The 26,541-nt window shown below is 73.5% G+C and carries 23 protein-coding genes; 8 read left to right on the forward strand and 15 right to left on the reverse strand.

Annotated elements, in window-relative coordinates; genetic code table 11:
• Positions 1–27: 27 nt before the first annotated feature.
• The 7 genes from fxsT to Scani_RS04385 all read right to left on the reverse strand — a co-directional run bounded on the left by fxsT (position 28) and on the right by Scani_RS04385 (position 12,260).
• Positions 28–3,039, reverse strand: a complete 3,012-nt coding sequence (gene fxsT, locus Scani_RS04355; protein ID WP_159470195.1) for an FxSxx-COOH system tetratricopeptide repeat protein — start codon at positions 3,037–3,039, stop codon at positions 28–30.
• A 133-nt stretch (positions 3,040–3,172) separates the two neighbouring features.
• A complete protein-coding gene (locus Scani_RS04360) occupies positions 3,173–4,354 on the reverse strand; it encodes an FxsB family cyclophane-forming radical SAM/SPASM peptide maturase (protein ID WP_174872612.1) in 1,182 nt (393 codons plus the stop codon).
• Positions 4,355–4,514: 160 nt separating this feature from the next.
• On the reverse strand, positions 4,515–4,733 hold the full coding sequence (locus Scani_RS04365) for a YxD-tail cyclophane-containing RiPP peptide (protein ID WP_159470196.1): 219 nt from the start codon (positions 4,731–4,733) through the stop codon (positions 4,515–4,517).
• Between the two features lie 104 nt (positions 4,734–4,837).
• Positions 4,838–8,233, reverse strand: a complete 3,396-nt coding sequence (locus Scani_RS04370) for an SAV_2336 N-terminal domain-related protein (RefSeq protein WP_167538022.1) — start codon at positions 8,231–8,233, stop codon at positions 4,838–4,840.
• A gap of 5 nt (positions 8,234–8,238) precedes the next feature.
• Entirely contained in the window at positions 8,239–9,297 is a 1,059-nt protein-coding gene (locus Scani_RS04375; protein WP_159470200.1) for an AAA family ATPase, read from the reverse strand.
• A 351-nt stretch (positions 9,298–9,648) separates the two neighbouring features.
• Positions 9,649–11,826, reverse strand: a complete 2,178-nt coding sequence (locus tag Scani_RS04380) for a VMAP-C domain-containing protein (RefSeq protein WP_159470202.1) — start codon at positions 11,824–11,826, stop codon at positions 9,649–9,651.
• Complete coding sequence (locus tag Scani_RS04385) at positions 11,826–12,260, reverse strand: CU044_2847 family protein (RefSeq protein ID WP_159470204.1); 435 nt, start codon at positions 12,258–12,260, stop codon at positions 11,826–11,828. The genes Scani_RS04380 and Scani_RS04385 overlap by 1 nt, the downstream gene beginning before the upstream one ends.
• Positions 12,261–12,413: 153 nt before the next feature.
• Between Scani_RS04385 and Scani_RS04390 the strand changes: the two genes are divergently transcribed.
• Complete coding sequence (locus tag Scani_RS04390) at positions 12,414–12,596, forward strand: DUF6104 family protein (protein ID WP_030081126.1); 183 nt, start codon at positions 12,414–12,416, stop codon at positions 12,594–12,596.
• Between the two features lie 127 nt (positions 12,597–12,723).
• Here Scani_RS04390 and Scani_RS04395 read toward each other — a convergent pair whose 3' ends face one another.
• The gene (locus Scani_RS04395; protein WP_159470206.1) at positions 12,724–12,912 is read right to left on the reverse strand and encodes a hypothetical protein; all 189 of its coding nucleotides are present in this window, start codon (positions 12,910–12,912) and stop codon (positions 12,724–12,726) included.
• Between the two features lie 217 nt (positions 12,913–13,129).
• Between Scani_RS04395 and Scani_RS04400 the strand changes: the two genes are divergently transcribed.
• The 3 genes from Scani_RS04400 (at position 13,130) to Scani_RS04410 (ending at position 16,796) form a co-directional block, all read left to right on the forward strand.
• The gene (locus Scani_RS04400) at positions 13,130–14,059 is read left to right on the forward strand and encodes a DUF4097 family beta strand repeat-containing protein (RefSeq protein ID WP_159470208.1); all 930 of its coding nucleotides are present in this window, start codon (positions 13,130–13,132) and stop codon (positions 14,057–14,059) included.
• A gap of 2 nt (positions 14,060–14,061) precedes the next feature.
• Entirely contained in the window at positions 14,062–15,219 is a 1,158-nt protein-coding gene (locus Scani_RS04405; protein ID WP_159470210.1) for a PadR family transcriptional regulator, read from the forward strand.
• A 695-nt stretch (positions 15,220–15,914) separates the two neighbouring features.
• Positions 15,915–16,796: an SCO6745 family protein gene (locus Scani_RS04410; RefSeq protein ID WP_159470212.1), complete on the forward strand. Its 882-nt coding sequence runs from the start codon at positions 15,915–15,917 to the stop codon at positions 16,794–16,796.
• A gap of 100 nt (positions 16,797–16,896) precedes the next feature.
• Here the strand turns inward: Scani_RS04410 and Scani_RS04415 are convergent, their stop codons facing one another.
• The 5 genes from Scani_RS04415 to Scani_RS04435 all read right to left on the reverse strand — a co-directional run bounded on the left by Scani_RS04415 (position 16,897) and on the right by Scani_RS04435 (position 21,078).
• Positions 16,897–17,460 carry a Clp protease N-terminal domain-containing protein gene (locus tag Scani_RS04415; RefSeq protein ID WP_159470214.1) on the reverse strand — a complete coding sequence of 188 codons (564 nt, stop codon included), beginning with the start codon at positions 17,458–17,460 and terminating at the stop codon, positions 16,897–16,899.
• Positions 17,460–17,669, reverse strand: a complete 210-nt coding sequence (locus Scani_RS04420) for a helix-turn-helix domain-containing protein (RefSeq protein WP_030081114.1) — start codon at positions 17,667–17,669, stop codon at positions 17,460–17,462. Before Scani_RS04420 ends, Scani_RS04415 begins: the two co-directional genes overlap by 1 nt.
• 404 nt (positions 17,670–18,073) lie before the next feature.
• A complete protein-coding gene (locus tag Scani_RS04425; protein WP_159470216.1) occupies positions 18,074–18,688 on the reverse strand; it encodes a HutD/Ves family protein in 615 nt (204 codons plus the stop codon).
• A 61-nt stretch (positions 18,689–18,749) separates the two neighbouring features.
• Positions 18,750–19,712, reverse strand: a complete 963-nt coding sequence (locus Scani_RS04430; protein WP_159470218.1) for a zinc-binding dehydrogenase — start codon at positions 19,710–19,712, stop codon at positions 18,750–18,752.
• A gap of 142 nt (positions 19,713–19,854) precedes the next feature.
• Positions 19,855–21,078, reverse strand: a complete 1,224-nt coding sequence (locus Scani_RS04435) for an NAD(P)-dependent malic enzyme (protein WP_159470220.1) — start codon at positions 21,076–21,078, stop codon at positions 19,855–19,857.
• 529 nt (positions 21,079–21,607) lie between these two features.
• On the opposite strand from Scani_RS04435, the gene Scani_RS04440 reads away from it, so the two are divergent.
• The 3 genes from Scani_RS04440 to Scani_RS04450 all read left to right on the forward strand — a co-directional run bounded on the left by Scani_RS04440 (position 21,608) and on the right by Scani_RS04450 (position 24,386).
• Positions 21,608–22,582, forward strand: coding sequence for an ABC transporter substrate-binding protein (locus Scani_RS04440; RefSeq protein ID WP_159470222.1), 975 nt, complete (start codon positions 21,608–21,610; stop codon positions 22,580–22,582).
• A gap of 62 nt (positions 22,583–22,644) precedes the next feature.
• A complete protein-coding gene (locus Scani_RS04445) occupies positions 22,645–23,583 on the forward strand; it encodes an amino acid ABC transporter permease (protein ID WP_159470224.1) in 939 nt (312 codons plus the stop codon).
• A 50-nt stretch (positions 23,584–23,633) separates the two neighbouring features.
• Positions 23,634–24,386, forward strand: coding sequence for an amino acid ABC transporter ATP-binding protein (locus tag Scani_RS04450; protein ID WP_128512261.1), 753 nt, complete (start codon positions 23,634–23,636; stop codon positions 24,384–24,386).
• A 183-nt stretch (positions 24,387–24,569) separates the two neighbouring features.
• On the opposite strand, the gene Scani_RS04455 is transcribed toward Scani_RS04450, so the two are convergent.
• Positions 24,570–25,331, reverse strand: coding sequence for a class I SAM-dependent methyltransferase (locus Scani_RS04455; RefSeq protein ID WP_159470226.1), 762 nt, complete (start codon positions 25,329–25,331; stop codon positions 24,570–24,572).
• 95 nt (positions 25,332–25,426) lie between these two features.
• Here Scani_RS04455 and Scani_RS04460 point away from each other — a divergent pair, with 95 nt between their 5' ends.
• The gene (locus Scani_RS04460) at positions 25,427–26,056 is read left to right on the forward strand and encodes a CGNR zinc finger domain-containing protein (protein ID WP_159470228.1); all 630 of its coding nucleotides are present in this window, start codon (positions 25,427–25,429) and stop codon (positions 26,054–26,056) included.
• On the opposite strand, the gene sodX is transcribed toward Scani_RS04460, so the two are convergent.
• Positions 25,960–26,430 (reverse strand): nickel-type superoxide dismutase maturation protease, encoded by a 471-nt coding sequence (sodX, locus tag Scani_RS04465; protein ID WP_159471690.1) that lies wholly within the window; start codon positions 26,428–26,430, stop codon positions 25,960–25,962. The genes Scani_RS04460 and sodX overlap by 97 nt on opposite strands.
• Positions 26,431–26,541 lie beyond the last annotated feature (111 nt).

Raw genomic sequence — 26,541 nt, forward strand, 5'->3', positions numbered from 1 at the left:
CGGGAACGGGACCCGGTGCGGCGTCCGCTAGACGGGCTGCGGTTCGAAGTCCCAGTACGGACGGCGGCGGCGCCGGGCGGAGAGGGTGTGCGGGTGCTCCGCACCCAGCGTCTCGGAGAGCTGCCCGATCGCCTCCTGCTCCAGCTTCGCCGCCTCCGGGCCACGGCGCAGCGCCCGCAGGTCCTCGGCGAGTGCCGTCTTCGCGGAGAGGGTCAGCGGGTGGGTGTCGCCCAGCGTCGCCTTGGCGCGCGCCAGCGTGGCGCGGCCCAGCTCCACCGCTCCCTCCTCGTCGTCCACCCGGTTACGGGCGGCGCCGGCGTTCAGCGCACACCCCAGCGTCCAGGGGTGGTCGGGGCCCATGGCCTCGGTCATCCCGCCGAGCGCCCGGTCCGCGAGGGCCAGCGCCTCCGCGGCGTCCCCGAACTCGGCGCGGACCAGGCCGACGTTCCCCAGGGTGCCGACGGTGTACGGGTGACGCTCACCGGCCAGCGCGCGGTAGCGCTCGGCGACCTCCTCGGCGAGGTCGCGGGCGTGCCCGAGGTCGCCGTGCTCGCGCAGGAAGGTGGCGTGGTCCGCGCGCACCATCAGCGTCTCGGGGTGGCGGGGCCCCTGGACCCGGCGGGAGCGCTCGACGAGGTCGGCCAGCAGCGTGGCGGCACGGGCGATGTCGCCGGAGCGGCGCAGGCACAGCGCGAGGTTGTGCTCGGCGCGCAGGGTCTGCGGGGTGTGCGCGCCCATCACCTGCAGATGCAGCCGGGCGTTGAGCTCCTGGCCGGAGGTGGCGTCGCGGTAGCGTCCGAGCAGCCGCAGCGTACGGGCGTGTGCGGTGCCCGCGTTGAGGGTGAGGTGGTGCCGTGCGCGCAGTTCGCGCTCCCGGAACGCCAGCACCTCACGGTGGGTGACCAGCGCTTCTTCGTAGCGGCCGAGCAGCGCCAGGACGGTGCCGAGGTTGTGCCGCGAGGAGAGGGTGCGGGGCGCCTCCGGGCCGAGCAGGTCGGTGTAGGCCCGCCAGACGGCGTCGAAGAGGTCGTAGGCCTGCTCGTACGAGCCCAGCGCGATCAGGGTGCCGGCCAGGCCGTCCTGTGCCCGCAGCAGGTCGGCGTCGGCGGGGTCCCGCTCGGCGGTGAGCTGGTCGACGACGGCGCTGCCGACCGCCTCGGCCTCGCGGTAGCGGCCGAGTCTGCGCAGCATGTTGGCGTGCTGGTGGGTGAGCACGAGCATGGTGCGCTGGGTGGCCGCGAGCCGGGTGCGCCAGCGGGACATGAACTGTTCGCACAGCCGCAGGCCCATGCGGTACTCGCCGCGGACCCGCAGGTATTCGACGCAGTTGAGCAGCAGCTGCTGGACCGCGGGCTCGGGGCTGTCGAGGACGCCGGCCGGCTCCAGATGCGGGATGAGTTCGGCGTAGCGCTCCCAGTAGCGGGTGTCGGCGGGGTTCTGCGGGTCGGCGGTGACCAGCACCCGGCAGGCCGTCGCCGCCATCAGGTCGCGCTCGTCCTCGGTCATGTCGCTGCGCAGGAACCGGTGGTAGAGCCGGTGCATCAGCGCGGTCTCCACGGCCGGGTCGGCGTCCTGGGAGACCTGGTAGTCGAGGCGTACGGCGGTGGATTCGGTCAGCCGGCGCAGTGCGGTGTTCCAGCTGATGGGCTCGGCGGCCAGGTCGGCGAGGTGTTCGGGCAGGTCGCCGCGGCGGGCCTGGGCGAGCATCGGGACGGGGATGGCGTCCGGGGCGAAGAACGCGAACAGCTTGAGGAGTTCGACCGCGGCGGGGCTGCGTTCGCGCAGGGTGTTGAGAGTTATGGCCCAGCTGGTCTGGAAGGCCATGGGGTAGTCGGAGGAGATGCGGATGCCGACGAGGCTGGGTTCGCCGCGGCGGATCAGCTCGATGTACTCCTTGGGCGACATCGGGTTGGCGTCGAGCCAGGCGGCGGTCTGGGCGAGCAGCAGCGGCAGGTCCTGGACGGCGTCGGAGAGCAGATCGGCTTCCATCGGCGTCAGCCGCGGCGCCCGCCGCCGGGCGTAGGCGACGCTCTCGACGCGGTTGAACGGCAGCACCTCGATCTCCTGGGCGCTGCCGGAGCCGGACCAGTCGCGGGTGAGGGTGGTGATCAGGACGTGGCCGCGGCCGTCGGGGACCAGGTCCTCGATCTGCTCCATGTCGTCGGCGCTGTCGAAGATCAGCAGCCAGCGGCGGTAGGGGCGGCCGACCCGGAGCGCTTCGTGGACGGCGCGGATGCGGTCGCCCAGCTCCCGGCCCACGGGCAGGCCGAGGCGGGTGGCGAGTTCGGCGAGCTGTTCGCGGGCGGCGCCGCGGTTGGTGGCGCTGATCCACCACACCACGTCGTAGTCGTTGCCGAAGCGGTGGGCGTACTCGGCGGCGATCTGGCTCTTGCCGACGCCGGAGGTGCCGTACAGCGCGATCCGGGTCTCCAGCGGCGGGCCCGAGCCCGCCCCGGAGCCGGCCAGCTTGCCGTGCAGCGCTTCGAGGACGTTGTCGCGGCCGGTGAAGCGGTTGTTGCGGCGCGGGATGTTCCACACCTCGGGAGGGTTGTTCGGGAAGCGGGGCGCGCCGGGCGCCTCCTCGTCCACGGCCCGGCCGGGGCCGGCGATGCCGAGCCGTTGCAGGACCCGGCGGTTGGCCTCGTGGGCGTCCAGGTCACGCAGGTCGGCGGGCCGCAGCAGGGACGCCGTGGCGGGCAGGCTCTGGGTGGCCACGCTCACCGCGGCGAACCGGTCGGCGTGCGGGGAGACCACCTCGCGCAGGGCGGCCGTCCACTCCTCCTGGGTCTTGGGGCCCAGCCGGAAGTACCAGTCGTCCAGCACGATCAGCAGCCGGCCCTCGGCCTCCAGCAGCCCCGACAGCTCCTCCACCAGCGCGGTGTCCACCTGGGGGTCCCAGCGCAGCAGGGTGGTGCCGTGGCCCTGCTGTTCGAGCTGATGGGAGATCCACGCCGCCCAGGGCCGGGTGAAGCCCGCATAGCTGATGGTGATGTGTTCGTTGGAGCCGGTGGGACCGGAAAAGGTGGCCTGATCGACCATGCGACCGTCTCCCTGAGATGCGATGGTGCGCGCGTGCAGAGGCTGTCTCATCAGGCACGCCCTGGCTCTTCGGCACGATAGCCCAAGTGTCCCCCCATATGACGACAGTGCGTCAGGTCATGTTGGGGGCACATCAGTTGAGCGCGACCACGGCGTCCAGCCGGGCCGCGATATGACGTATCAGGCGTTCCAGGTCGGCGCAGTAGACGGACGGGTTGGCGAATCCGCCGGTGTCCGCGCGGTAGCGGTGCGCGTAGTTGCCGCCGCCGCACACCTCCACCAGGGCGCAGCTGCGGCACTGCGCGGCGAGGCCGTCCCGGCCGCGGCGGCGGGCGGCCATGCCGGGGTGGGCCAGGGCCTCGTCGAAGGTGTGGTGGAAGACGTCGAGGCCGGTGGCGGCGGCTCCCTCGTAGGCGGATTTGAGCGAGTCCACCTGTTCGATGGCGCCGTCGGTGTCGACGACCAGGGCGACGACGGGCGAGAGGCCGACCGCCTCGCTGGAGCTGGGGCGGCCCAGGAGGAGGCCGAGGATTTCGGTGAACACCCGCACCCGGGGGCCGGGGCTGCCGTCCCACCACAGGTCGAAGACGGTGCACAGCCAGTCGCCGTACGGGGTGCGGCAGGCTGTCCCGAGGGGAGCGGGCCCCGGGCCCCCCGGCGCGCCGGACGGCGGGGGGCTGGACCAGTTGGCGTGCGGGAGGAGGAAGTCGACCATCGGGGGGTCCAGGGCGCGCAGCGAGTCGTGGACCTCGACGGGGTCGGCGGTGATGTCGATGGTGCACAGGATCCCGGCGAACACGTCGGGCCGGTCACGGAGCAGGCGTACGGCGCGGGAGACCGCGGGCCAGGAGGACCGCCCCGCGTGGTCGACCCGGCGGCGGTTGAGACCGGGGGTACCGCCGTCCAGGCTGAGGCCGAGCCGGAACCCCGCGGCGGCGAGGGTGTCGATCATGTCCGGGGTGAGGAGCGTCCCGTTGGTCTGGACGCCGAATTCGGCGGTGCAGCCTGCGGGCAGCGCGGCGCGGATCGCGGCGGCCTGCTCCAGGAGCGGCCCGGGGCCGGTGAGCAGCGGCTCTCCGCCGTGCAGATCGATACGGACCTCGCGCAGTCCGTGGGTGCGGGCGTGTTCGGCGATGCGCAGGGCGGTCTGCCGGACGGTGGCGGCCGGGACGGTCGGCGGGCGGGCGCGCCAGCTGCGGTCGGGGCCGGTGTAGATGTAGCAGTAGGTGCAGGCGAGGTTGCAGCGGCTGTGGACCTTCAGGACGAACTGCCGGAAGGGCACCACCGGGGTCCGGCCGGTCTTCTCCCCCGCCACGGCGTCGCCCCCTGCACTCGTCTGCCTGCGTCGAGGTACGGGATCGACAGCTCCCGCCCGCTGACTGGTACATGGCTCCGCCCGTGAGCCAGGAACCAGATTCCTCCGGCAACTGGCCGGTTCCCTTGCACGTTTGCCTAAAAACAGCCGTTCTTGACTGTCAATGCAAGGCTTTCTCCGGGCCGTCCTCGTAATACGCCACGGCATCGTCCGCCGACGGCCAGTTGCGCAGCAGCAGAGCCGCCACCTCTCCCAGCACCGCATGCTCCGTCCGCGCCGCCAGAACGCCCACGTCGACCCCGGCGAAGTCCGGCAGCCGCTCGGCCGACGGTCCCGGCGGGGCAGCCACCGCCGGTTCGGTGCGGGGGGTAGTCGCCACGCTGCTCTCCTCTGGCCGGCTGGACGGGTGTGTTCCCGAACTCCCGTCCACAGAAACACGTTCCGGGGCGGACGGCCAGGCAGCCGGACGGGGGCTCGGGGCGGTCAGGCGGTGGTTTCGAGGGCGCGCATCCGGGCGCGGGTGCGCTGCGCCTCGGCGCCGGTCTCCGCCGCCGCGCGCTGCCACTGTTCCCAGCTCTCGCGGTAGGCGTGCAGCGCGGAGCGGGGGCCGGCGGTGACCTCCAGGACCTCACCGCGGCGGTGGTGGGCACGTGCGGCCAGCAGGGGGCTGTCGGCCCGCCGGGCGGCCGCGGCGGCACGGCGGAAGCAGGCGGCGGCCCGGTCATGACGCTCGCGGGAGTCGAAGCGGCGGTCCAACAGCAGCTGGATGTCGCCCACTTCCAGCCACGCCTCGGCCGCCACCGCGTCCGGTACGTCCACACCGCGGGCGGCCAGTTCCAGGATCCAGTCGGCCTCGTGCAGATCGGCGAGGGAGGGCTGGCGTTCGTAGCGCAGGCGCAGGGCGCGGCCGAACAGCAGCCGGTGATGACCGAGGTCGGGGTCCTGCGGCCCGGCCCGGCCCAGCGCCTCGCGCAGGACGTGCACCGCCTCGTTGGCCAGCCGTTTGCCCGGTCCGTCGGCCGGTTCCTGCCGGGCGCGCAGCAGCAGCGCCGCGCCCCGCTCGGCGAGCAGCGCGCTGTGCTCGGGCGAGTCGGGGGTGGCCAGGCGGAGCGCGGCGGCCAGCGCGGCGATCGCGGCGTCGAGGGCGGTCAGGGACCCCGTACGGGTATGGACGGCCCGTTGCACGGCGGCCGTACGGCGCAGGCCGTCCACCTCCAGGGCCGGGTCGTCGAGTGCACGGGCCATCGCACGGGCGCGTTCGAGGGTGGGCAGCACGGACGGCAGCGCGGCGTCGCCGTTGAGCTGGCGGGCCGCCGCCAGGTCGAGCAGCGTCCGGCAGACCAGCCGGTCGGCGGCGCTGCCCCGGCGGCGCAGCAGGACGACGGCGGTGTCGAGGTCGTCGGCGGCGCGCAGCGCGAGGGCCTCGGCGGCGGGCGGCCCTTCCTCCCGGCGGTGGGCGGCCCGGCGGGCCTGGTCGAGGAGGACACCGCCCCGGGCGGCGTAGACCTCGCCGGGCACCTGCTCACCGCTGGGCCACTGGGCGAGGAGGGTGGTGAGGGAGCGTTCCGCCTCGTCGAGGGGGTCGTCGGCGGCCAGGTCGTCGGTCCCCGGCGCGTCGTCGGTCCCGGGCGGGCCGACGGGGGCGGGCAGGGCGGCGAGGCGGCGCAGGACCTCCGTGCGGAGCACCATGCTCTCCAGGACCCGGGGGTCGAGCAGGCTCATCAGCCCGCAGGCGGCGTGCAGATGGCGGGCGGCGTCGGCGAGCGCGGTGCGCTCCTCGGCCGGGGTGCCGGCGCTCCGGCGTTCCTGGGCGCGGGCGTGGGCGACCCGGCCGAGCACGATCAGCGCCCGGGTGCGCTCGGCCTCCCGGCCGGCGGTGGCGGCCTCCTGGTCGCCGGTGGCCCCCTCGGCCGTGGCCCGTTCCGCGGCGCGTGCCGCACGCTCCGCCTCCTCCAGGGCGTCCGGCTGGCGCCACTTCGCCCAGGCGTGCAGCAGGGCGCGCGCCAGGTCCGTACCGGCCACGGGCAGCCGTTCGGTGGCGGCGCGCAGCAGCCGGACTGCCTCGATCAGGTCCCGGACGGCACGGTCGAGTTCGTAGCGCTCCAGGAGGGCCGCGCCCTCCGCGGCGGGGCCGTCGGACGCGTACGGCCGCCGGGCGGGCGGGCGCAGCGCCGGTTCGAAGCGGCGCAGCACGCGTTCGGAGACCCGGGCGAAGGGCTCGGGGACGGCGCGCTGGCCGGTCTCGGGCTCACGGCCGCTGCCGGAGAGCATGGCGACCGCGACGGCCGGGAAGTTGCGGGCGCTGCGGCCGAAGGTGCGCTCGATGTAGAGCGAGCAGTGCTTGAGGACCAGGGCGGCCTCGCCCGCGCTGAGCCGGCCGAGGAGTTCGTCGCGCACGCCCGGCACGAAGTCGTACCAGGGGCCGCCGACCCCGGTCTGCTCCCCCGACGGCCGCTCGTCCGCGGGGAGCTGGGTGACCAGGCCGCTGAGCAGCACCTCCGCCAGCTCGGCCGGGCCGGTCTGCGGCAGCATCGCGCGCTGGACCAGCTGGATCACGGGAAGGGCGAGCGGGACGGCCGAGAGGTGGACGGCGAGCAGCCGGGCGGCGGGCGAGGCCTGCTGGTCGAACTCGCGGACCATACGGGCGGGTGTGGCGCGCTCGGGCACGGGCGGCGGTCCGGCCGGCGGCCCGGCGCCGTGGTCGGCCCGTACGACACAGGCCGCGCCGCGCAGCGAGAGCCCGGCGTCGGCGGCGGCCAGCCGGGCCCAGGAACCGAGGGCGGAGGGGGTGGCGGAGAGAACCGGAACGGCGCGTTCGCGGGGCGCTTCCGGGGCGCCCGGCGCCCCGGCGGGACGACGACGGCGGCGGGCCGGCCGGAAGCCGAGGGCCTGATAGGGGCCCTGGCGGCGGACGAGGGTGCCGGCGACGGCGGGCAGGAGGGTGCGCGCCCACATCCGCTGCGGCAGCGGCTGGACCACGGCGAGCGGGGCGTCGGCCGACCAGCGGTAGAGCAGCCGCTGCATCCGGCCGTCCCGCCACAGCGGGCCCGCGCAGTCGCTGACGACGAGGGTGAGGTGGTGGCCCGTCGGGTCGTGCAGCTGGTCGGCGGGGCGCAGCGGGCGGCCGGGGCCGGGGGCCGCCGCGACGCCGATGTCCGGGCCGTGCGGGTGGAGGTAGTGCACCGTCACATCGCGGAAGGCACCGACCCGTTCGCAGACCTGGCGCAGGTCGTGCAGCATCTGCTCCCAGACGGCCATCGACGAGGAGCCGTCCATCAGCAGCCGCAGCGCGGCCGCCCTGCGGTGCACCCCGCGCAGCACCGGGATGATCATTTCGGCATGGGCGGAGAGCTCGGCGGTGGCGGGCTCGTCCAGCTTCCGGCGGGCCGGGGCGACCGGCGGGCGGTAGCGCTGGATCGGCCGCAGCGCGCGCTGCAGGGGCAGCAGCCCGGGGAACGCGGAGGCGATCGGGACCGCGACCTCGCCCAGGCGCTGCCGGTCCGGGTCCGGGAGCCGCTCGTCCCCGGTGGGCAGCAGCTCCGCGACACGGCGCCGGGCGCCGTCGCGGAGCGCCGACGAGGACGGGTCCGCTTCCGGGGAACCGGGACCGCGGCCGTCCGGTGGTGTCCCGCGGGCGCCCGGGAGTTCCGCGGACCCGGCCGGCCCCACCCGGAATGTGGCCGGATCTGGACCATCGGAGGCGTCCGCGCGGGGGGACCCGGGCTCGGCGGTGTCGTCGGCCCGTGCGGTGCCCGGGGTGATCCACTGGGCGAGCCAGAGGGCATCGGCCATCCCGCGGGCGTCGGCCGGCACGCCCGCCGCGGTCAGCCGGGCGACGAGTTCGTCGAGGGGGCCTGGGCCGGGCTCCCCGAGGGGCACCGCACTCACCTCGTCCGATCAAGAGGCCGCATCAGCTCCGCCGTCAGACGCCGTCGGGTCTCCTCTTCGTCCTCGTCCGTCCAGCCGGCCTTCTGGGTGAGGTGGATGGCGTTGAAGAGCTGGTCCACGGCGCGGACATCGCCGGGCTCGCGGTCCAGGAAGCGGTCGATCACCGCTTCGTAGCGCTCGGCCGCGCCCTCGCCGAAGTGCGCCCGCACCATGGCGGCGAGCCGCTCCTTGTCGGGCGCCGGGATGTGGAGGTGGATACAGCGGCGCAGCAGGGGCGCCGGGAAGTCGCGCTCGCCGTTGCTGGTGAGGACGATGAAGGGGAAGGCACGGCAGCGCACCCGGCCGTCGCGCACCGTCACCCGCGCGCCGTCGTCGCTGAGCACCTCCACCTCGGGGGCGGATCCGGCCAGCCGCTCCAGCTCCGGAATCCGGAACTCCCCTTCCTCCAGCACGTTGAGGAGGTCGTTGGGCAGATCGATATCGCTCTTGTCGAGCTCGTCGACGAGCAGGACGCGGGGCCGGGCGGCGGGCAGCAGGGCCGTGCCCAGCGGGCCGAGGCGGATGTAGCGGCCGATCCCGCCGCCGGGTTCGTCGGTGGGGTCCGCGTCGGCCGCCGTCGCCCCGCTGTCCGCCGCGCCCGGGGCGGCGCGGGCGATCTGGAGGTCCTGGAGGCGGCCGATGGCGTCGTAGTCGTACAGGCCGTCGCGGAGCGTGCTGCGGCTGACGACCGGCCAGCCGAGCACCCGGCCGAGGCCGAGTTCGTAGGCGACCGAATGCGCCAGGGTGCTCTTGCCGCTGCCCGGCGCGCCGGTCACCAGCAGCGGACGGCGCAGATACAGGGCGGCGTTGACCAGCTCGCGCTCGGTCTCGCCGGGGCGGTGGTGGCTGGCTTCGCGGTGCTGCACGCCGAGCCTGCGCTCGGAGGAGGGGTCGAGGGCGGCCGGTGGCGCCACGAGGGGGCCGCCGTCGAAATCACGCCATGGGGGTGGCGGCGGAAGGTGCTCAATTCCGTCGTGCGGTGCCCCCGCGCCACGGTAGATGAGCCAGTCGCTCACGTCGGAACTCCTCGTCGCCGGCCAGGCCTCGGTCAGGAGCGATGGTCATGGCGGATCGCCGGAGACGTCGGCATCGTCCACCCCGGCCTCCCCCACGTCCGCCATCCGCAATCACGCACATGCGCCATCACGGACAAGTCTTCCACGACGCTATGACAGTACTCAGCCGGACGGAAGCGCACGGGGCGGTTTCCGGTCTCCCCCAGGGGCATCGTGGGCGGCCAAGTGCCATGTGCAGGGCGCGACTTGCCGCACGAGGGGCGGAAGCGGCCGGGCCGGGCACCGGGCGCGTGCGAGGCGCAGGGGGCGTGCGCGGCGCCCGGACCGCCGAGGGGCGGCTCCGTGCACCGCTCATCGCGGGGACAGCTGGGGCCGGTCCGTGAAGAGGGGCGGAATCGGGTCCTCCGGGTCGTCGTAGAGGAGCACCAGATCGCGGGCCCAGTGCGTGCCCTCCTCGGCGGCCTCGGCGGCCTTGGCGCGCAGCTGCCGGACCAGCTCGGGGAGCCGGGCCACCCCGCCCGACCCCTGGAGCAACTCCCGCACCCCGCGGTGGAATTCCTCGCACCGGGCGTCGCAGTCCCGCTCCTCGCCGTGGCCGCCGGCCGGCCACAGTCCGGCCGGGAAGCCGGTGTCCAGGACGACGCCGACCGCGTCCCGCCCGAACCCGTCGGCGACCGTGTGGCACAGCGCGGGCAGCGCGCCCTCGCCGGCCGTCTCGAGCAGCCGCCAGATCGCCTCGGCGGAGCCGGGCCGCGCGCCGTCGCCGGTGTGCGGCGCCACGCGCAGTGCCTGCAGTTCACGGGCGGCGGCCAGGCCCTGCCAGCGGCGCAGCCAGGCCGGGTCGACCTGCTCGCGGCGCCCCTGGTCACGCAGGATCACGGCGCGCCCGGAGCCCACCGGCCGCAGCCGGGCGGTGCGCCGGGTGGAGGCCGCCACCTCCCACTGGCCGGCGGCGGTGTGCCAGTGGCCTTCGGGGACGGCGACCTCCAGGCGCACCCGGGCGCCCGGCCCGGCGTCGCCGTCGGCCCGCAGCAGCCGCCCGCCGAGCCGTCGCAGCACCTGTTCCCGCGCCCGCTCGAACGGCACCCCGCCGGCCGACTCCTGGACGTCCACTCGCAGCCACCGCCCCTGGCCGTAACCCTCGCTGACCGACCAGTTGAAGAGCTCCTGGCCGCCCTCGTCGTAGAACAGCGGCTCGAACTCGACGAGCACGGAGCTCGGGCGGCGGCGCACCGGTCCGATCCTGCGGCGGTCCTGCGGCTGCAGCACCACCGCCTTGGCCTGGACGAACTCCGCGAGGCGGGCCGCCTGTTCGCGTACCGCCGCGGCCTCTTCGCCCGGTGCGTCGCGCGCCTCGTCGGCGGTCAGCTGCGCCACGATCCGCAGGTAGTGCACAAAGGCGCGCAGCTCGGTGTACGGGTCGCTGCCCTGGTAGAGCGCGCCGTGGCCGTCCCGCCAGGTGCGCAACGCCCAGGCGCCGGGCCGGTCCCCGCGGTCCAGCACCTCGCCGACCGCGGTCTCCACGACCAGCGGATCGCGCGGCGCCGGCAGGCGGGCGAGCAGGTCCAGCGCCTGCAGCCGCTCCTGTACGCCCCACAGGCGGCCCCGGCCCGACATGATCGCGTGCTGGGCGTCGAACCAGGTCGGGCCGACGGCGCGGCCGAGCTCCTGACCGGCCCAGTGCCAGCGGTCGTGCCGGCTCATCAGCGCGTGGTACGGGTCGGGGCCCAGACCCTCGGCGCCCGGGACGAGATGTTCGGGCCCCAGCCCGCGCAGCGCGGTGACCGGCACCGCGAGTCCGACGTGGTCCTGCTGGTGACGCCCCTTGACGATCCCGACCACCTCGCCTCGGTCACAGTCGATCAGCGGCCCGCCGGAGGCTCCCGGCGTGACCCGCACATCGCTGCCGAACTGCAGCCCCCGGGCGTCACGGGCGCCGAAGCGCACCGCGATGAAGGGGTCGACGGGGGTGACGGGGGCCCGCGGGGCGGCGGGCGCCTCACGTGCCTCGCGTACGACGCGTCCCGGGGACCGGCCCGCGGCCCGGCCCGCGCCACCGTGCCCGTGGGCCTCCCCGTCCGCTCCCCCGCCCGGCTGGTCGTGCCCGCGGAAGATGTAGGCGTCCTCCAGGAGCGTCGCCGGCTGATCGCTGAGCCAGGCGCAGGGGTGCTCGGTCTCCGGGTCCAGCAGCCGGACCAGCGCGAGATCGGCGCGGACGGCGGGGCCGGCGTCCGGGTCGGGCCGGCTGAGGTCGTACACCAGCCGCGCGGGCACCACCCGGCCGCCGAAGGCCACCCCGAAGATGCCGTCCGGCCCCGTGTCGCGGCGCCGCCCGTCGCTCGCCGCGAGCACATGGGCGCAGGTCAGCACCCATCCCGGGGCGATCAGCACCCCACTGCCCCAGGACCGGCCCGCGGTCGCGCCCGGTCTGGCGCGCAGTCCGACGGTGGTGCGTCCGGCGTGGTCGAGGAGCTGTGCGTAGTGGGCGCGGTCACCGCGGCCGGCGGCCTGGCCCTCGGAGGTCGTCATCAGCGGCTCGCATCATCCGGCTCCCGGCGGCCGGCCGCGGGTTCCCCGTGCGGCTCCGCCGCCCGCGGCGCCCGGTCCTCGCGCCGCCAGGTGAGCGTGACCGAGAGGTTGGCCTTCGCCTCGCCTTCCGCGAGCAGGGCGACGGCCTTGCCCGGCTTGGCCGACAGCTCCACGCCGAAGGTCACACTGGTCTCGTGCGGCGCGACCCGCTCGGTGGCCTGGCGGACGCTGGCGGCGACCCCGCCGATCACCTCGCGGAGCCCCTCGACCCGGGCGCCGAGCGCGTCCCAGGCGCCGACGTCCTCGAATTCGCCGCCGTCCTCGTCCAGGTCCATGTCGTCCGGCCCGGCGAGCCCCGGGGCGTCGAGCCGGGAGACCCGGGCCCAGACCTCGGTACCGTCGGGCAGCTCGATCCGCTGCGCGCGATCTTGCATCACGGCCTCCTGCTCCCCGTGGGCGGCAATTCCCCCCTTGCCGCGGGACCGTTGACAGGTGATCAGGCTAGCCGTCGGGCGCCTGTGGCGCGAGAGGTCCGTGAGCCTGCCTATCCTGGCCGGGAATGACCCATGACCCCTGGTGGAGAGCGCGTGTATTTCACTGACCGTGGCATCGAGGAGCTGGAGAACCGACGCGGCGAGGAGGAGGTCACCCTCGGGTGGGTGGCCGATCAGCTGCGTACGTTCGTCGACCTGAACCCGGACTTCGAGGTACCGGTGGAGCGGCTGGCCACCTGGCTGGCCCGGCTGGACGACGAGGACGAGGACGAGTAGCGGGCCGGTCCCGCCCCGGCGTACGGCGGGGCGGGACCGGCCCTGCGCGGCGGGTGTCCCGCGACCGGGCACCGATCCCGCCCCGGCCCGGATCAGGCGCGGCTGAGCGCGGTGCCGATCCGGTACTTCACGCCACGCTCGACGTCCGACCGCCCTTCTGGGGCGTGCCGTGGCGGCCGATGCCCTTCTCGGAGCTGTGCGAGCCGTCGGCCGACAGCGCCTTGTCGTTCGCCGGGCTCGCCGGGTTCGACCAGTTCGCCGGGTTCGCCTTGACGATCAGGCGGTGACAGCCGGCGCTTCCTGCCGTGTGCGCCACGACATCGACGACGCCCCCGAGGACGCCGCCGCACCGGCCGGTTGCGCTGCCCGCGTCCTGGAACGGTCAAGGATGCGAGGAACGATCAAGGGCGCAAGAGGAAAGGGCACTTGGGACACACTCCCCCGAACGCGGCACTTGACTTCACCCATCCGCGATATATCGTGTGTGAAGTGAACGCGATATGTTGCGTTGCAGCCATCCAGGGGAGGCAGGCATGTCCGCGGGGACCGAGTGGTCGCACCAACCGACGCAGGTGAGCTCACCCAGCACATTGGAGATCACCGAACCCTTCGACGCCCTGAACGTGCGCGTGGTCAACGGCACCGTCAACGTCGTCGGCACCACCGACGGCGGTCCGGCCCGCGTCGAGATCAGCGAGCTGCACGGCCCGCCGCTGACCGTCTCGTGCACCCACGGCACCCTCTCGGTCGCCTATGAGGACCTCCCCTGGAAGGGCTTCCTGACCTTCCTCGACCGCAAGGCGTGGAAGCGCAGCGTCGTGGTGTCGGTGACCGTTCCGGCCGCCACCCGCGTCGAGGTCGGTGTGGTCGGCGCCAGCGCGGTGGTCTCCGGCATCTCGGGGCGTACGGACGTCCGCGGCGTCTCCGGTGACAGCACGTTCGTCGGGCTGACCGGCGGGGTGCGGGCCGACACCGTCTCCGGCAACGTCGAGGTGCAGTCGGTCACCGGCGCGCTGCGGTTCCACTCCGTCTCGGGCGATCTGACGGTCCTCGACGGCGCGGGCGGCGCGGTGCACGCCGAGTCCGTCAGCGGCGACATGGTCCTCGACCTGGACCCCGCGAAGGGCGCCGACATCACCCTGACGACGGTCTCCGGGGAGGTCGCCATCCGGCTGCCGGACCCCGCCGACGCCACGGTCGAGGCCAGCACCACGAGCGGTACGGTCTCCAACGCCTTCGACGACCTGCGGGTCAGCGGCCAGTGGGGCACGAAGCGGATCACCGGCTCACTGGGCGCGGGTACCGGCACGCTCAGGGTCACCACCGTCTCCGGCGCCCTGGCCCTGCTGCGCCGCCCCCCCTTCGGTGACGAGGGCGGCCGGCCCGGCGCTCACGGCGACCCCGCCCCCGGCCCGCACGACGACTCCCCCACCGGCCCGCCCCCCGGGAAGAAGGTGCTCTGAGCATGCCCCCCGTCTTCGCCCATGGCCGCCTGCGCCTCTACCTCCTCAAGCTGCTGGACGAGGCCCCGCGGCACGGCTACGAGATCATCCGCCTCCTGGAGGAACGCTTCCAGGGCCTCTACGCCCCCTCCGCCGGCACGGTCTACCCCCGGCTGGCCAAGCTGGAGGCCGAGGGCCTGGTCACGCACGCGACCGAGGGCGGCCGCAAGGTCTACTCGATCACCGACGCCGGACGCGCCGAACTCGCCGACCGCGGCGGCGAGCTGGCCGATCTCGAACTGGAGATCCGGGAGTCGGTCGCCGCGCTGGCCTCCGACATCCGCGAGGACGTGAGCGGTTCGGCACGGGATCTGCGCCGTGAGATCCGGGAGGCCGCCCAGCAAGCCCGCAAGGACGCGGGGAAGCCGGGGCAGGCCGGCCGGAAGGGCGACGGGACGAAGGACGCCGGGCAGCACGCGGCCGGGCGCCCCTTCCCGGAGGCCTCCGACTACTTCGACGCCGCGTTCGGCGACAAGGAGTCCTGGCGGCAGGCGAAGGAGGAGTTCCACCGCGCCAAGGAGGAGTGGAAGGAACAGGCCCGGCGGGCCAAGGAGGAGAGCCGGCGCGCCAAGCAGGAGGCCCAGCGGGCCCGTAAGCAGGCCAGGGACGCCCAGGTGTTCGCGCGCGAGGAGGTCCAGCGGGTCATCCGGCGCGTCCAGGAGCAGACCCAGGGGGCGGTGCGGTCCGGCGACTGGTCGGGGGCGGTGCGCGAGGCGCTGTCCGAGGTGTCCCGCGAGGTCGGGCGCTTCACCGGCGCCCAGTCCGGCGCCGGGCGGAGCGGCTCGGCGGACGGGGCCGGACGGAGCGGCACGGACGACGGAACCCGGGTGACGGTCGAGCGCGTCGACCTGCCGGAGGACGGTCCCGAGGAGAGCCCGGCGGCCGCAGCCCCGCCGGCCCCGGAGTGGGCCGGGGAACCGGCGGGCGACAATCCGGCCCGCGACTTCGACCGGCTGCTGGACCGCTTCCGCGACGACCTGCGGGACGCCGCGCGCGATCACGGCGTCACGGCCGAGCAGTTGACGGAGTCCCGCCGCCGGCTGTCGACGGCCGCCGCCCATATCGGCGCGCTGCTGCGTCACCCGGAGCAGTACGGCAACGTCACGGATCGGGACGACTGAGCGGCCGGGACGACTCAGCGGCCGGGACGCGGCGGGCGGGGCCGGCGGACCGGTCGCCCCGCCGCGTCGGCACGCCGAGAGGGCGGGCGGCCCCGTCGGCACGCCAGGAGGGCGGGCGCACCCGGGGGCGCGCCCGCCCCGTCGACGACCACCGACGACCTTGCGCCGACCACGAACACGCCGACTGTGGCGCCGGGTTCACCGCGTCGACCGAGTGCATCGCGTTCACCGCATCTACCGAGTTCACCGCGTTCAGGAAGTTGCGGGCGCATACGTCCCCGAAGGCCCCGAACCCCTCACCGGCCCCTCCGCGGTACGCGTACGGCATACGGCGCTCCCTCTCCCCGGGCGCATCGCCCGCCGTGGGCCGTCGGCCGGATCGCCTGCGTACGGGACCGCCCTCACCCGATCGTCTGTCCGGCGCGCCGGGGAGCCCGGTGCCGCCCGGCCGCGGCGGCCAGAACCGGTATCCGCCCAACCGGCCCCCGACTACGCACAGTTGCCATCTGCGGCCTGGATTCACGCGGCGTAATCGGGGAAGTCACTACTTCGCACGGCTTTTCGCCCCGCACCGGGTTCGAGGGAGCTTTCCGGGAGCCCCAGCCGCCCGGTTCCGCGGACCGACGGCCGTGTTCCGGACCACGGTCCCACCCTCCTTGTCTGCGCACGCATCGTGAAGGCCATGAGGTAAAGCGATGTCGGAATACCTTTCGGTCGCCCGCCGGATGTGGCACCTGCTGGAGCCGCTGCACGCCACGCTGTACTTCGCCCCCGAAGCCCGCCAGGTCGCCGCCGACCTCGGCCATGACGTGTCCTCCCGCTGGCCCAGCTACTTCGCCTGGCGCACGGCTCCGCTGGGCGCCGCCGGACCGGAGCTGGTGGCCGCGACGTACTACACCTTCAGCCCGCGGATGATCGCCCGGTACCTCCCGCGGATCTGGACCGTCGCGGACCCGGCCAAGGTCCTGGACGCGCGGCTGCTGGCCATGGACCGTGCGCTGACCGCCCTGACCGACGGCCGGCTGAGCGCCGCGCAGCTCGCCGAGGCGGCCCGGCTCGCCCGCCAGGCCGCCGAGAACGCCGGCCCGGCCGCCCGCCCGCTGGCCGCCGCCAACCGCGATCTGCCGTGGCCGGACGCCCCGCATCTGGTGCTCTGGCAGGCCGCGACGGTGCTGCGCGAACACCGCGGCGACGGCCATCTGGCGGCGCTGCTGACCTGCGGACTCGATCCGTGCGAGGCCCTGGTGTCGTTCGCCGCGATCGGCGCCGCACCGGCCGCCGACTTCGCCGGGCGCGGCTGGAGCGCCCAGGAGTGGAGCGACGCCCGGCACCGCCTCGCCGCCCGTGGCTGGATCGCTCCGGACGGCACCGCGACCGAGCGCGCCCGCAAGGAACGCGACGCGATCGAGCGGACGACGGACCGGCTGGCGGCCGGCCCGTGGCGGGCGCTGGGCCACTCCCGCGCGGAACGGCTGGCGCACCTGCTCCACCCCGTCGTGGGTGCGGTGTTCGAGGCCGGATACCTGCCCCGGCACAGCACGCTGGGGATCGGGGCGGTGAAGGTCGGCTACCCGTAGCGCGTCCGACCGTGGCGACGCGCGTGGCCGGGCGGCCCCGGGGGCGCGCCCTCGCGTACCGGCCCGCCCCGGATCTGCGGACCGGCCCGCCCCGGCCCCCTCAACTCGCGCGCCGGCCCCGGGACTCCTCCAGCGCCCGCACCACTTCGCCGTGGGTCGCCCCGTGGTCGGCGAGCACCGCCCCGGCCGGTCCGGGCCCGGCGGCCAGCGCCATCAGCAGATGCTCGTCGCCGAGGTGCCGCTCGCCGCGGCCGACCGCCATCCGCAGGGCGCGCTCCAGTACGGACTTCGCCTCCGCGGTGAACGGACGGCGCAGCCGCTTCCGGCGCCCGGCCCGCCCGTCGACGGCCAGCGCGCCCACTCCGTGCTCCTGCTCGACCCGTGCCACGACCGCATCGACATCGATCCCGAGCCCGGCCAGCGCGGCCGCGTCGGCCGTGGACACCCCGCCGCGCCGGCGCACCGCCGCGAGGGCGTCCGCCACCGACTCCCGGCGCTCGTGGACACCGAGCGCGCGGAGCACCGCGGCGGCCGGCGAGTCCGTACGGTCCAGCAGCGCGAGCAGCAGCTCCGGTTCGCCGACCGTGCCGCTGCCCGTACGGTCCGCGTGCTCCACCGCGCCGCGCACCACCGCGCGCGCCTCGGCCGTGAACTTCTCGAACATCAGCGCCTCCCGTGCTTCTTGTGCACTGCCTGCCTGCTGACACCCAACTCCGCCGCGATCTCCTGCCACGACCAGCCCTTCGCGCGGGCGCTGCGCACCTGCACGGCTTCGAGCTGCTCCAGCAGCCGACGGAGCGCGGCCACGGCGCGGAGCCCGATCCGGGGGTCCCGGTCGCCGGCCCGCTCGGCCAGATCCGTTGCTTCGGTCATAGGCGTCAATTTACGTTGACACCCCGTTGACGTCAACCATCATTGACACCCGGGTCCTGGGCCATCCATCTCCCTTGATTTCCAGCGCACTTGAGGACGCAGGCTCCCGCCCACCGCCCTCCCCACCCGGAACGGAGCCCCGACGCCCCTCACCACCGACACCGGCGCCGGGGCTGCTCGACGTCCCGTTGCACCTGAGCCGGGACGGCGCACGGATACTCCTGTACGAGGAGCGGGCCGGCGCTTCGGCACGGCGGGAGTCCACCGGCCACGGAGGGTCCGCGCGTCTGAGGGTGATGATCGAGGCCTGGAGGGCGTATCACCCAGCGCAGCCACGGGACGGAGGTCAGCAACCCCCAAGGACACCGCCCCCAGGGCCGGCCCAACACCGAGGCCGTCTCCCCCTAGAGGCCGTCGGCCCCGGCGGCCGACAAGGCGATCACCGCCGCGGTCCCCTCCGTCCACAGCTCGGCGGCGGCCGCATCCGGCGCCGTCAGCAGTGCCGCGTCGAACCGCTCCAACTGCGCCTCATACACGCCGGGTGCCCCGATCCGGGTGCACCCCTCGACCGCCACCACCAGGACCTCGTCGGGGCCGGCCGGGCCATCGGCCGTGCCGTCGTCGGCCCGCCGCACCGCCCGGCTCCCCCGCACCATCTCCACCGTCGCCGCCGCCCGCCCCTCCCGGAGCATCACATTGAGGTTGACCACGGGACCGTCCAGCAGCCGGGAGCCGGTGGCGGCACCGCCGGGGAAGGCGAACGGGCGGTAGCGCTCCGGGACGAGCCGGGGGACGCCGTCCACGGTCAGCTCCAGCCCGGCGCCGTCGACGACGGTGAGGATCCGCCGGACGCCGGGCAGCGGCGAGTACGGCCCGTCGCGGGTGACGTCCGCCAGGCTGACCCGCCAGGCGAAGGTGTCCCAGCCGGCACCCGGCGGCTGGACGGCGACCTCCCGGGTCACCCCGCCGCCGTTGCTCCACGGCGTGGCGTGGCGCCCCTCCGCCCGCAGGATCCGCACTCTTCGGACCTTCCTCACGTAACGGGCGTCACGCCCAGCGGAACCGACCTCGCACCAGGCGTCACACCGTCAGCACGATCTTGCCGAACAGCTCGCCCTCGGCCATCTTCGTGAACCCCTCGCGCGCCCGGTCCAGCGGCAGCGTCGAGTCGATGACCGGCCGGATGCCCTTGGCCGCGCAGAAGCTGAGCAGCGACGCCAGCTCCTCCTTGCTGCCCATCGTGGAGCCGACGATCTTCAGCTCCAGGAAGAAGATCCGGTTGAGCTCCCCGCTCTTCGGGGTGAAGCCGCTGGTGGCACCCGAGATGACCAGAGTGCCGTGGGGGCGCAGCGACTTGACGGAGTGCGACCAGGTCGCGGCGCCGACGGTCTCGATCACCGCGTCCACCCGGTGCGGCAGCCGCTCGCCGGTCGCGAACACCGCCTCGGCGCCCAGCTCCAGCGCGCGCTTGCGCTTGGCCTCGTCCCGGCTGGTGGCGAAGACCCGCAGCCCCGCGGCGGCACCCAGCACGATGGCCGCGGTCGCGACGCCGCCGCCGGCGCCCTGCACCAGCACGCTGTCCCCGGGCCGTACGCCCGCGTTGGTGAACAGCATCCGGTAGGCGGTCAGCCAGGCGGTCGGCAGACAGGCCGCCTCCGCGAAGGACAGCTCCTTCGGCTTGGGCAGGACGTTCCAGGAGGGGACGGTGACCTGCTCGGCGAAGGTGCCCTGGTAGCGCTCGGTGAGGATGGAGGGCTTCTCCTTGGGGCCGACGCCGTGCCCGGTCTGCCCGATGACGGAGTGCAGGACGACCTCGTTGCCGTCCTCGTCGACACCGGCGGCATCGCAGCCGAGGATCATCGGCAGCGCCTCGTCGGTGATGCCCACCCCGCGCAGCGACCACAGGTCGTGGTGGTTGAGGGAGGCGGCCTTGACGTTGACGGTCGTCCAGCCGGGGCGTACGTCGGGGGCCGGGCGCTCCCCCAATTCGAGGCCGTTCAGCGGCTGGTCACGGTCGATGCGGGCGGCATAGGCAGCAAACATGATCCCAACGTAGGCCGCGGCGGGGCGCCGCGGTACCGCGCAGGGGTGTGACACGCGCCGCGCCGTGCCACCGGGACGGGCCGGGCCCGCACCCGTGTGGGTGCGGGCCCGGCCCGTGGGTGGGGAATCCGCGACGGCGCGGTCAGCGGCGCGCCACGCCCTCCGCACGGGCGGCGGCCGCGACGGCGGCGGTGACGGCCGGGGCGACCCGCTCGTCGAACGGCGAGGGGATGACCCGGTCGGCGCTGAGTTCGTCGGCGACGACGGCGGCCAGGGCCTCGGCGGCGGCGAGCTTCATGCCCTCCGTGATCCGGCTGGCCCGCACCTGCATGGCACCGGCGAAGATGCCCGGGAAGGCCAGCACGTTGTTGATCTGGTTCGGGTAGTCGCTGCGCCCGGTGGCGACCACGGCCGCGTACTTGTGCGCGATGTCAGGGTGGATCTCCGGCGTCGGGTTGGCCATCGCGAAGATCAGCGAGTTCTTCGCCATCTTGGCCACGGCTGCTTCCGGCACCGTGCCGCCGGAGACGCCGATGAAGACGTCGGCGCCGTCCAGCGCGTCCTCCAGCGAACCGGTCAGCCGGCCCTTGTTGGTGAAGCCGGCCACATCGCGCTTGACGTCCGTGAGGTCGCCGCGGTCGGTGGAGACCACGCCCTTGCGGTCGCAGACCGCGACATCGCCGATGCCCGCCTCGATGAGGATCTTGGCGATGGCGACGCCCGCCGCACCGGCGCCCGAGATGACCGCCCGCAGCTGGCCGAGCGACCGGTCCGTGAGCTTGGCGGCGTTGCGCAGGGCGGCCAGCGTGACCACGGCGGTGCCGTGCTGGTCGTCGTGGAAGACCGGAATGTCCAGCCGCTCCTGGAGCCGGCGCTCGATCTCGAAGCAACGGGGCGCCGAGATGTCCTCCAGATTGACCCCGCCGAAGGACGGGGCCATACGGACGACGGTCTCGATGATCTCGTCGGTGTCGGTGGTGCCGAGCGCGATCGGCACCGCGTCGACGCCGCCGAACTGCTTGAACAGGATGGCCTTGCCCTCCATCACGGGGAGGGAGGCCTCCGGGCCGATGTCGCCCAGGCCCAGCACCGCGGTGCCGTCCGTGACGACGGCGACGACCTGGGACTTCCATGTGTAGTCGTGGACGAGCTCCGGCTGCTCGGCGATGGCGCTGCACACCTTGGCGACGCCCGGCGTGTACGCGAGGGACAGGTCGTCCTTGTCGCGGACCGGCACGGTCGCCTGGATGGCCATTTTGCCGCCGCGATGCAGCGCGAAAGCCGGATCGAAGGCGTCGTCGGGAGCACTGCCCGCGCCCGCGCCGGTATTGCTGTCGCTGCGAGGATTGACGATCTCCGCTGCCACTTGTCTTACCCCTTTTATTCGTAAATCTGCTGAGGGTGGCCACTCCCTGGTTGAGGGGTGGGCGGGCACCGCGTCCGCGCCGTGCGTGGCAGATGGCCGCCGCGCGCGGGGAGGTACGGACGCCGGGCGCGCCGCACACGCGCCCTGAGCCCCGGATGAGGGGTGTAACGCACCTTTCTACCCGACGGGCGCGGGCCCCGACGAGTCAGATTCCTTACCCTCGGGTTCAGAGTTCCGACAATAACCGCCAAATGCGCAAAAAACTCAGAAGGGCCATCCCCCCACGGTCCGGATTCCGAGACGCCGGGATCGGGCCACTGGGCCTTGGCATCCACGGAGTCGAGGGCTCCCCTTGCGGCACAAGGGCGCCACCTCGTCTTCTCCGTCCGTTATCCGATTTTGACCATTACGACAGTCCGCATAGCGGAGTCCGGATGGCAGGATTCCGTCACCAACCGAGGTCGCGACGCTCGAAGGTGTGCCCCCGGCCCTTTGTCACGTCGGCTTCTCCATCCGCAGGAGGATCAGCATGACCGCAAGCACCACCCGTCGCTCGGCTGTCGGCAGGTCTCGCACAGCCGTGGCCGCGGCGGCCGCGGTCGCCGCCTCGCTGCTGCTGCTCAGTGCCTGCGGCGACCAGACGGACGCGGCCATCGCCAAGCGCGAAGCGGAGCAGAACCGCAACGTCAACGCGCCGCTGTTCAAGAAGCTGCCCAAGGACGTCCAGGAAAAGGCCATGCTCCAGGTCGGCTCGGACATCACCTACAAGCCGGTGGAATTCCGCTCCAACGGCGCGGTCGAGGGCATCGACCCGGATCTCGCGGCGGCGATGAGCAAGGCATTGGGCATCAAGCTCAACTTCAACAACGCCACCTTCGACACCCTCATGGGCGGCCTGAAGTCCAAGCGCTACGACATCGCGATGTCGGCGATGACGGACACCAAGGAGCGCCAGGAGGGCATCGACAGCAACACCGGCAAGAAGATCGGCCAGGGCGTCGACTTCATCGACTACCTCAACGTCGGTGTCTCGCTCTACACCCAGAAGGGCAAGACCAAGGGCATCGACGGCTGGGAGACGCTGTGCGGCAAGAAGCTCGCGGTGCAGCGCGGCACGGTCTCGCACGACCTGGCCAAGGACAAGTCGAAGGCCTGTGAGAAGAACGGCGAGCAGCCGATCTCCATCGAGGCCTTCGACAACGACTCCGAGGCCCAGACCCGGCTGCGCACCGCCGGTGTGGACGCCGTCTCCAGCGACTACCCGGTCGCGGCGTACGCGGTGAAGGTCTCCGGTCACGGCAAGGATTTCCAGATGGTCGGCGGCGCGCCGCTCAAGGCGGCCCCGTACGGCATCGCGGTCCCCAAGGGCAAGGAGCAGCTGCGTGACGCGCTCAAGGCCGCGGTGGAACTCGCGATCAAGAACGGCTCGTACGCCAAGGTCCTGGACAAGTGGGACGTCAAGGATGCCGCGGTCAAGAAGGTGGAGCTCAATGGCGGCTCCTGAGCCGCCGCAGGCCCACCCCTCCGCTCCGCGCACCTCCCGCCGAATGCTGAAAGGCAACACCCGTGTCAGTTGACGTCGACAAGGCGGCCCAGCCGCCGGCGGACGCTCCGCCGCCCCAGCCCGAGCCGATCAAAGCCATCCCGGTCCGCCATTACGGCCGGTGGGTGGCGGCGGTCGTCGTCCTCGGACTGATCGCCCTGCTCGGCCGGGCCTTCGCCGCCGGGAACGTCAACTGGGACGCCATCCCCCAGTACATGTTCAACGCGGACATCCTCAAGGGCCTGCGCAACACCCTGCTGATCACCGTGCTCTCGATGATCATCGGCATCGTGGGCGGCGTGATCCTGGCCGTGATGCGCCAGTCCAAGAACCCGGTCACCTCGACCGTCGCGTGGTTCTACGTCTGGTTCTTCCGCGGTACGCCGGTCTACGTCCAGCTGTTCCTCTGGTTCAACCTGGGCCTCGTCTTCCAGTACATCGACATCATGCCGATCTACAAGGACGAGTGGTCGGACTTCATGACCCCGTTCCTGTGCGCGCTGCTGGGCCTCGGGCTCAACGAGGCGGCGTACATGGCGGAGATCTGCCGGGCCGGCCTCAACGCCGTCGACGAGGGCCAGACCGAGGCGGCGCACGCGCTGGGCATGAGCCACGCCAAGACGCTGCGCCGGATCATCGTGCCGCAGGCGATGCGGGTGATCGTGCCGCCGACCGGCAACGAGGTCATCAACATGCTGAAGACCTCCTCCCTGGTCATCGCCGTCCAGTACTACGATTTGCTGCAGGCGGCGCAGAACGTCGGGCGGGACTCCGGCGTCGTGGTCGAGATGCTGATCCTCGCGGCCGCCTGGTACCTCATCGCCACCACGGTGCTCAGCATCGGCCAGTACTACCTGGAGCGCTACTACGCCCGCGGCTCCAGCCGCCAGCTCCCGCTCACTCCGCTCCAGCGCGCCAAGGCAAAGCTGTCCGGCGCCTTCAACCGTGGAGGGGTCGCATGACCGCCAGCAAGCTCACGACGACCAAGGCCGCGGGCACCAGCGGCGGCCCGATGGTCAAGGCCGAGGGCGTCCACAAGTCCTTCGGCGCGGCCCACATCCTCAAGGGCATCGACCTGGAGGTGGCGCCGCGGGAGGTCTTCTGCCTGATCGGCCCGTCCGGCTCCGGCAAGTCGACGTTCCTGCGCTGCATCAACCACCTGGAGAAGGTCAACGCCGGGCGGCTGTCCGTCGACGGCGAACTGGTCGGCTACCGCGAGCACAACGGCAAGCTCTACGAGCTGCGCGACCGGGAGGTCGCCGCCCGCCGCCGCGACATCGGCATGGTCTTCCAGCGCTTCAACCTCTTCCCGCACATGACCGCGGTGGAGAACATCATGGAGGCGCCGATCCAGGTCAAGGGCGAGTCGAAGTCCGCCGCGCGGGAGCGGGCGGTCAAGCTCCTGGACCGCGTCGGGCTGTCCGACAAGGCCGGGAACTACCCCTCGCAGCTTTCCGGCGGCCAGCAGCAGCGCGTCGCCATCGCCCGCGCGCTGGCGATGGAACCCAAGCTGATGCTCTTCGACGAGCCGACCTCGGCCCTGGACCCGGAGCTGGTCGGTGACGTCCTGGACGTCATGAAGGACCTGGCCGCGGACGGTATGACGATGATCGTCGTGACCCATGAGATGGGCTTCGCCCGGGAGGTCGGCGACTCGCTGGTCTTCATGGACGACGGAGTGGTGGTCGAATCCGGCCACCCGCGCGAGGTCCTCGGCAACCCGCAGCACGAGCGGACGAAGTCGTTCCTGTCGAAGGTGCTGTAGGAACGCGACGGCGCGGCGCCCGACGCGTCGGCCCCGGCCGGCCGGCCGGGCGCCGCCGGCCGCGGCGGGCAGTGCCCGTCGCCGTGGCGGAGTCCTCGGGCCGCGGCGGGACCCGCTCCCTCGGGAGAAGGCCCCGCCGCGGCCCGTTCTCCGGCCGCGCCGGGGCCGCGGTTCGCCGTCCCCCTACTTCAGGCCCAGCACCAGCGCGTCCGTGGGCGAGGCCCAGACCGGCCGCGCCTCGCCGAATCCCGATTCGCGCAGGACCGCCACGTGCCAGGCCGCCGAGGGGGTGTCGCCGTCCGCGTGCTCGCCGTAGATCTCGAAGCGCTCGGCGGTCGGCCCGGCCAGCCGCGGGTCGGCGGCCGCCAGCTGCCACCACTCGGCCCAGTCGACGGCACCGGCCGCCTTCGCCGCGTCCCTGCGCGCGACCCGGAAGGCCCGCTCGGCGGCGTTGATCCGCGGAGTGGCCTCCTCGGGCATGTGGTCGGCGTTCATGAAGACCCCGCCGTCCCGCACCAGGGTGCCGAGCTGCCCGTACAGTCCGCGGAGGTCCTCGGTGTGCAGCCAGTGGAGGGCGGTGGCGGTGAGCACCGCGTCGTACGAGTCGTGCGGCAGCTTGTCCGTCCACCGCGGATCCTTGAGATCGGCCCGTACGAAGCGGACCCGGCGCTCGCCGGCGAAGTACCCTTCCGCGATGGCCAGCAGCGCGGGATCCAGATCGACGCCCACACTCTCGGCCTCGGGGAACCGCTTGAGCAGCCGGTCGGAGATACTTCCCGTGCCGCAGGCGAGATCCAGTACCCGGGGCGCGGGGCCCACCAGGGCCTCGACCATGTCCAGCATCACCCGGAACCGCTCCTCGCGGTCGGGCAGGTACCACTCCTGCTGGCGGTCCCAACTGTCCTGCCACGCCTGCCAATCGGCGCCGACGACGGTCTCGGTCATCGCTTCCCCTTCAGGCCGTAATACCCTCGTACTGAGAACACCCATTACTTCGCTCAAGCACTCCGCACCTTAGCCCCCGCCCGTAAGGACTACAAGTGGAACTGGCCTATTACTCGGACTATGCCGTGCGACTGGTCAACACCGAGCAGCCCGAGCGCGGCAGCGACAGCCTCACCACGGTCGAGGCCGTGCGGGAACTCTTCGGCCCCGCCCAGCAGGTCGCCCGGCGCGCGACCGACAGCGACGTGACCCGGCTGCGCACGGTCCGCGCCCGGCTGCGCGCCGTCTTCGAGGCCGCCGACACCGGCGACGAGGTACTGGCCGTGGACCTCCTCAACGCGCTGATGATGGAGTTCCCCGTCAGCCCGCAGATCTCCGGCCACGAATACCGGGACGACGACGGCCGGCCCGACTGGCACATGCACATCGCCGACCACGCCGCCAACGCCACCGCGAGCTACGCCGCGACCGCCTGTATGGGCCTGGCGTTCCACCTCACCGAACTGGGCGTGGACCGGCTGGGCCTCTGTGAGGCGCGGCCCTGCCGCAACGCCTACCTGGACACCTCGACCAACCGCTCCCGGCGCTACTGCTCCGACCGCTGCGCCACCCGCGCCAACGTCGCCGCCTACCGCGCCCGCAAGCGCCTGGAGAGCGAGCGCTCGGCCCTCACCGGCCGGACCGCCGAGACCGCCCAGGACAGCACGCCGGCGACCGAGCGCTGAATCCCGCGCGGGGGCCGCACCCGCACCCAGGCGCGGGCGATGACCAGTTCGTCGGGAACCACCCCGAATTCCCGGCTGTCGTTCTCGACGAACGGATTGTCCCCCTGGACCCACCAGCCGCCGTCGTGCCGCTGCACGGCCCGCTTGACGATCAGCAGCTCCTGCCGGAACGGATGCCGCAGCACCACGACGTCACCGGGCCGCACCGCCGCCCCGTACTGCACCACCAGCTGATCGCCGGGCCGCAGCGTCGGCACCATCGACGGGTTGTAGACCTCGGCCAGCCCGAACGCGCGCAGGAGCCCGCCCCGCTCGTGTCCGGCCTCCGCGTCCGCACCCTGCCCCGGCCCGCGATCATGCACCTGCTCCGGCATCCCGTACCTCCCGGCCCAGCCCCGGTCCGACCCGTTCACCGGTCCATCCTCCATCAGTCCCACCTCGGCACTGGACTTTTGCCCTAAGACCCCCGGGCCGACCAAGAAAAG

Origin of the sequence: Streptomyces caniferus, assembly GCF_009811555.1 — a bacterium.
In the GTDB taxonomy this organism is placed as follows: domain Bacteria; phylum Actinomycetota; class Actinomycetes; order Streptomycetales; family Streptomycetaceae; genus Streptomyces; species Streptomyces caniferus.